The sequence below is a fragment of the Sutterella sp. genome (genome assembly GCF_052272535.1).
GTDB lineage: Bacteria > Pseudomonadota > Gammaproteobacteria > Burkholderiales > Burkholderiaceae_F > Sutterella.
In genome coordinates this window covers 1-5,134 of the sequence record NZ_DAVZJY010000176.1, presented here as the reverse complement: position 1 = coordinate 5,134, position 5,134 = coordinate 1, and the positions used below count along the sequence as shown (strand labels likewise).

Here is a 5,134-nt window from a genome sequence, read left to right as displayed (position 1 = left end):
GTGTAGTTCTCCGTCTTCTCGACTTCCGGCGCCCGGCCGGCGCCGTAGATCGAGAGCGCGTCCTTGAGGATCCGCGGACGCGCATGGGGCACGGAGGACGAGGACTCCGGGGCGGCGGCTGGGGAGGGAGCGGGCGGCGGGTCCGCCGGCTCCATCGCGAGCGCGGGCATCGGCTTGTGGTCTTCGGAGCGGACCTTCTGCGCGGCCTCGTCGTCCGGGGACGGTTGGGCGGGCTGACAGCGGTCGAAGAACGAGAAGAGCGTCGAGAGAGCCATTGAGGGTTTTCTGAGAGAGGTCTTTGAATCGAACGATACCTCAGGCGGGCTCCTGGTGGCCTTAAGACGAGGGCGGCTGGTCCTTGGTCAAACCCCAATGCGTCCCATGGCGGCGCGGATCTCCCCGTTCTTGGGCGGCGTTGATGGGTTGCGCGCGCCCTACGGTTCAAGCGCCTTCATCCGGGATTTCAACGGGGCTTGCCGACGGGGTGCGCCCCGGGCGGGACGCCCTTGAAGCCTCGACCTCCGTCGCGCCGCCTCCCTCTGCCCGTACGCAGAGGAGCTCCGGCGGAGTGCTCAGACGGGCGGGCCGGAGGGCGGCGTCCCTCCTAATAGAATGGAAGCCTCCCGAACTCCTTCACGCACCCGAAGCCCCGCCATGGAATTCCGCACCGCCACCCCCGAAGACGCCGAGGCGCTCCTCGCCGTCTATGCCGAGTACATCGACACCAACATCACGTTCGAGTACGCGCTCCCCTCGGTCGAGGAGTTCGCCGGACGCATCTGCGGGATTCTTGAGTTCTACCCCTACCTCGTCGCCGAGGAGGAGGGCCGCATCCTCGGCTACGCCTACGCGCACCGCCACATGGAGCGCGCCGCCTATCAGTGGAATGCCGAGCTCTCGGTCTATCTCGCGAAGTCCGCGGCCGGCCGGGGCTTGGGGACGAGGCTCTACCGGGCGCTTCTTGAGCTTCTCGAGCGCCAGGGCGTGCGCTCGGCCTTCGGCTGCGTCACGTCGCCCAACCCGCCCTCGGAGCGCCTCCACCTGCGCCTCGGCTTTGAGCTCGTCGGCATGTACAGGTTGGCCGGCTGGAAGAACGGCCAATGGCATTCGGTGAGCTGGTTCCAGAAGTTCCTCGGAACGCATGACCTTGATCCGCAGCCGCCCGTCGCCTTCAAGACGCTCCCCACCGACTTCGTCGCCTGCGTCCTCGAGCGCGCGGCCCATTGACAGCCCAGGCCTCCTCTTTTTGAGCTCCTTTGAGCCGCTTTGAGCGCCTCTGAACGCTTCGGAAAGCCTCAAAGCGCATCGGCGGCGTTTGCGCATTTCACGCCCGTCCGTCGGTCTGCGGCGTAGTTTCCCGTCTGCCCGATCGGAGGGCCGCCGCCCATCCATCCGCTGCGCCCGCAGCTCAAGAGCCAAGAGCAGGGCAGACCGGTCCGGTCCGTTCTCCCGGAGCATTCCTTCTTCGTCACCATTGCGTCAAGCGGGAAAAGGCGCATTCCGAATGAAGGCGCATCCATTGACCTCGTTTTCACCTACGCATGAATGCGTATGATGTCCGGGAACGCCCTTGGCCGGAAAAAGGACGGAAACCCCACCGGGAAATCCCGCGCAATGGCGCCGACCTCTGTGATTCCTAGTGCTGTGCGGGTGTGCGGCTTATTCACCAAAATGGTGCGGTTTTCCCTTAAATAGGGAGTTTCGCCCATTGAACGCATTTAAGTCGTACCTAGAATACGGAAATCCGCCTAGAAGAGCGGGAATAAAAACACCCACCCGAATACCGACCAAAGGAAACCTCCAATCATGACGTTCGAAATGTGGGCCGCCATAGCGGTCGTCTGCGTCACCGTTTACGGCTTGCTCAAGCGCTGGGAGACGCGCCTCGTTCTCCTCGCTTCGGGCTTTGCGATGTGCCTCCTCGCGCTCAACCCCGTCGCGGCCTTCCAGCAGTTCGACAAGTCGATGACGAACGCCTCGCTCATCGTCGTGATCTGCTCGGCGATGGGCTTCGCGCGCGTGATGACGATCACCGGGTGCGACCTGCACCTCGTGCGCCTTCTGACGAAGCCTCTGAACCGCCTCGGCATCGTGCTTCTTCCCTGCTGCATGATCGTCACGGGCATCGTCTCGCTCGCGATCTCCTCGCTCGCGGGCATGTGCGCCGCCATCGGCCCGACGATCTGCGCGCTCATGATCCGCGCGGGCTTCCGCCCGGCGATGGCCGCCTGCACGGTGATCGCCTCGACGCTGCCGTCCTTCTGGTCGCCCGGATCCTCGCACAACGGCTTCGTCGCGAAGATCGCCGAATGGCCGATCATGGACTACCTCACCTACACGGGCACCCGCACGCTCCTCATCTCGATCGTCTGCATCGTGCTGATGGTCCTCTGCTGCCTCATCTTCGGCGACTACAAGAAGGGCGGCTTTGAGAACGAAGGCGTCAATGACGGCGCGCAGAAGGTGGAGCTTCCCGCCACGCCCAATCTCCTCTGGGCTTTCGCGCCGCTCCTTCCGGTCGTGCTCCTCTTCGTGGTCGCGCTCTGCTTCCCTGAGGTGAAGGTCTCGGTCGCCACCGCCATGCTGATCGGCGTGATCTACACGATGCTCGTCACCCGCGTGAATCCCGCCGAACTCACGAAGCGCTTCTTCGACGGCATGGGCCACGGCTACGGCTCCATCCTCGGCCTCATCATCGCCGCGGGCGTCTTCGCGGCCGGTCTGCGCGCCTGCGGCGTGATCGACGTGTTCGTCGAGGCGCTTAAAGGCTCGTCCGACCTCGCGAAGTTGGGCGCCGCGGTCGGCCCCTACATCCTCGGCGTCATGACGGGTTCGGGCGACGCCGCGGCCTTCGCCTTCAATGAAGCCGTCACCCCGCACGCCGCTGCCTTCGGCCTCACGATCCCCGACCTCGGGTACCTCGCGAGCGTGGCGGCCACCTTCGGCCGCGTCTCCTCGCCGCTCGCCGCCGGCGTGATCGTCATCTCCGGCATCGCCGGCGTGAGCCCAATCGAGGTGATCAAGCGCAGCGCTCCGGTGCAGATCTGCACGCTCGCCTTCCTCTTCTTCATCAGTTGACCGAGCGGAAGCCTCCGGCGCGCGGACCATCCTTTTCTAGGGTCCGCGGGCCGGACGCCTTCACCCAAGAACGGCCGGGCGCCTGCGGGCTTCCCGGCCGTTTTGCGTTCCCTTTCGAATCTCCGCGAGTGTCTTCGGCGCGGCGGGAGATGACTTGATCAGAGGGCGGCGGGATCGTCGAGAAGCCCGCAGCCGCCGCGCTCGACGTACGGGACCTCGGAGGAGCGGAAGATGGAGTCAGGCTTCCAGGCCGCTCTCTTGGCGGGCGCTCTGCGAGGCATCCGCCGCCGGCTCCTTGGGCGTCGCGCGGGCGCAGAGGTCCACTTCGCGGGGCTCCTCGACCTCGGCGGAGCGGGAAGAGACGAAGCGGTTCGCGAGCTGGTCGATCCATTTGGCGAAGAGTCCGATCATCACAGCGGAGACGAGCGTGCCTTCGCGGATCCCGATCACGTGCCCGACGGCGCAGAGGCCCAACGCAGCGGCGACGGCGGCGAGCGTAAGGTCATTGGCGATCTTCATCGCGCCGAAGGAGCTCTTGAAGCGCGCGGCCACCGCGATCACGAAGCCTTCACCCGGCTGCACGATGGTCTTCGAGCGGATCTGCATCACGACGCCCAACGCGAGGACGAGGTTCCCGAAGACGGAAAGGAGCAGGGCGAGGGGCCAGTTCGCCGGGTGCACTCCCGAGAGGAGGTGCATCGAGAGGTCGATGAAGAACCCGAAGACGCAGCCGACGGGGAGCTGAATGAGGTTCGTCACCGGCCAGCGGCGGCCGAGGACGAGGATCTGGCCCGCAACGAGGAAGAAGTTGAGGAGGATCGTGCAGGTGCCGAAGGTGAGGCCCGAAATCGCGGAGGCCGTGTAGGGAACCGTCGAAATCGGCGTCGTGCCGATGTCGGCCACCGTCGTGAAGGCGATGCCGAGCGAGGCGAGGAACATGCCGGCGGTGAGAAGCGCCGAGCGGGCGAAGAGGTGTTGGAAGCGGGTGCGGGTGGAGGAGGACATCTAGAGGAGGCTGCGGGTCAGGCGTTTCGCGGGAGGGAGCTGCATTTCACACCGCTTTCGCCTGCGCTGCTGTTGAGTGCTCAACAGTTCCAGAGAATTTGCTCTCCTCTGCGCGCTTCAGCCTGGGCGCTCGGGGCCTCACATTTGGGTGCGGGCGAGCGAAGCATAGTGTTCCGAAGGCGTGGGCTCTGCCGTGAGGCCCGCGGGCGCTCCGCCGCACCAGTCGCGCACGGACTCGAAGACTCGCCCGTGAACGTAGAGCCGGCGGCCGTCCTTCCGGGCGTCCCCGGCCTTCACCCAAGCGTTGAGCTTGGTGCTCACCCACGAGCGGTCGGCGGAGAGAAACTGCGCGGCCTCCGTCACGGTGAGTCCCAAAGGACAGAGATTCCAGTCGTCCGGGCGGAGTTCGCCGAAGCTCGTGATGACGGTGAGGAGAAGGACTCGCAGACGCTCCTCGAGCTCGAGCGTGAAGCGCACGAGCATGCCTTCCAGCGCCGACTCCTCCTTGAGGATCGCGAGGTCGGCGTAGATCTCCATCAGACGGACGTCGCTGCGCAGAGCCTGCAGGAAGGCCTCGCGCGGGAGGACGAGGACGGTCGAGGGCCGCAGGAACGTCATCACGACGTTCACGCGGTGGGGGTTGAGGGCGGAAAGGTCGCCCATCGAGCGCCCCGGCGCGAGGAGTCCGAAGACGTGCGCCGCGCCGCGCGGGTCGGTGGCCGAGACCGTCGCGAGACCGGCGGTGAGAAGGCCCACCACGGCGTCGGGCTTCTCGCCCCCGTGCGGCATGAAGGCGCCCTTGGCGAAGCGCCGCACCTCGCCCGCGCGCTCGAAGATCTCCCGAATCGCCTGCGGCTCGGGCGGAAAAACCCAGGGCCGCGTGCGGAAGGCCTGCCGCATGCCGTTTCTCCTTCTTTGGTGTTGGGCAGGAAAGATAGCAGAACCCGGAAGCGGCCGGAAACGGGCGGCCAACGACGTCGGCCGCACGCTTTTGGGCCGTATGTTGAAACCTCCCAATTCCACCAGTACGAGGTTTCTTAAATCTTGCTGA

At 65.8% G+C, this 5,134-nt stretch carries 4 protein-coding genes and 1 pseudogene; 2 read left to right on the top strand and 3 right to left on the bottom strand.

All coding sequences use genetic code 11. The features are described from left to right. A pseudogene (locus tag ACT6Y9_RS08550) lies at positions 1 to 275 on the bottom strand (hypothetical protein); the annotation flags it as partial. Positions 276 to 654: 379 nt separating this feature from the next. Here ACT6Y9_RS08550 and ACT6Y9_RS08545 point away from each other — a divergent pair. Both ACT6Y9_RS08545 and dcuC read left to right on the top strand, forming a co-directional pair. Further along, a complete protein-coding gene (locus ACT6Y9_RS08545; RefSeq protein ID WP_443744225.1) occupies positions 655 to 1,227 on the top strand; it encodes a GNAT family N-acetyltransferase in 573 nt (190 codons plus the stop codon). Between the two features lie 579 nt (positions 1,228 to 1,806). Continuing rightward, positions 1,807 to 3,078: a C4-dicarboxylate transporter DcuC gene (gene dcuC / locus ACT6Y9_RS08540; RefSeq protein ID WP_443744224.1), complete on the top strand. Its 1,272-nt coding sequence runs from the start codon at positions 1,807 to 1,809 to the stop codon at positions 3,076 to 3,078. 237 nt (positions 3,079 to 3,315) lie between these two features. Here dcuC and ACT6Y9_RS08535 read toward each other — a convergent pair whose 3' ends face one another. Beyond that, positions 3,316 to 4,083, bottom strand: coding sequence for a YczE/YyaS/YitT family protein (locus tag ACT6Y9_RS08535; RefSeq protein ID WP_443744223.1), 768 nt, complete (start codon positions 4,081 to 4,083; stop codon positions 3,316 to 3,318). 138 nt (positions 4,084 to 4,221) lie between these two features. After that, the gene (locus ACT6Y9_RS08530) at positions 4,222 to 4,983 is read right to left on the bottom strand and encodes a Crp/Fnr family transcriptional regulator (RefSeq protein ID WP_443744222.1); all 762 of its coding nucleotides are present in this window, start codon (positions 4,981 to 4,983) and stop codon (positions 4,222 to 4,224) included. Positions 4,984 to 5,134 lie beyond the last annotated feature (151 nt).

Excerpts from the sequence above, each read along its gene's own strand:
- ACT6Y9_RS08545 (WP_443744225.1), top strand. The coding sequence starts at position 655 with ATGGAATTCCGCACCGCCACCCCCGAAGACGCCGAGGCGCTCCTCGCC.
- dcuC (WP_443744224.1), top strand. The coding sequence starts at position 1,807 with ATGACGTTCGAAATGTGGGCCGCCATAGCGGTCGTCTGCGTCACCGTT.
- ACT6Y9_RS08535 (WP_443744223.1), bottom strand. The coding sequence starts at position 4,083 with ATGTCCTCCTCCACCCGCACCCGCTTCCAACACCTCTTCGCCCGCTCG.
- ACT6Y9_RS08530 (WP_443744222.1), bottom strand. The coding sequence starts at position 4,983 with ATGCGGCAGGCCTTCCGCACGCGGCCCTGGGTTTTTCCGCCCGAGCCG.